This is a genomic window from Neorhizobium sp. T6_25 (assembly GCF_002968555.1).
Taxonomy (GTDB): Bacteria; Pseudomonadota; Alphaproteobacteria; order Rhizobiales; family Rhizobiaceae; genus Neorhizobium.
Map to the genome: position 1 here is coordinate 1 of NZ_PVBL01000078.1, position 403 is coordinate 403.

Annotated in this window: 1 protein-coding gene; it reads left to right on the plus strand. The window is 67.5% G+C overall.

All coding sequences use genetic code 11. The annotated features are described in order from the left end of the window. Positions 1–55: 55 nt before the first annotated feature. Positions 56–403: response regulator (locus C5L10_RS33395; protein WP_245448389.1), on the plus strand; the 348-nt coding region annotated here is incomplete at its 3' end.

Consider the following 403-nt stretch of genomic DNA (forward strand, 5'->3'; position numbering starts at 1 on the left):
GGCCAAGGGCCTCTTGATGTCCCAGCGGGCGGCGTCCGCGGGGAAGCTGCCTCGCGTGCTGTACGTGGAGGACAGCGAGCAGAACCGCGACATCGTCCGCAGATACCTTGGCGGACTGTATGACCTCATCGAGGCGGAGGACGGCGAGCAGGGGCTGGAGCGGGCCCGCAACGACGCGCCGGACCTCATCCTCATGGACCTGTCCCGGCCGCGGCTCGACGGTTGGGAAGTCACCCGCATGCTCCGCGCGTTGCCGGATGGGCAGAACGTGCCCGTCATCGCCGTCACGGCGCACGCGGGTCGCGAATACCAGGACAAGGCTCAGGCGGCCGGTTGCACGGCCTATATGACCAAGCCCCTGGACCGCGATCAGCTCATCGAGACGATTCGTCAGTACCTAGGG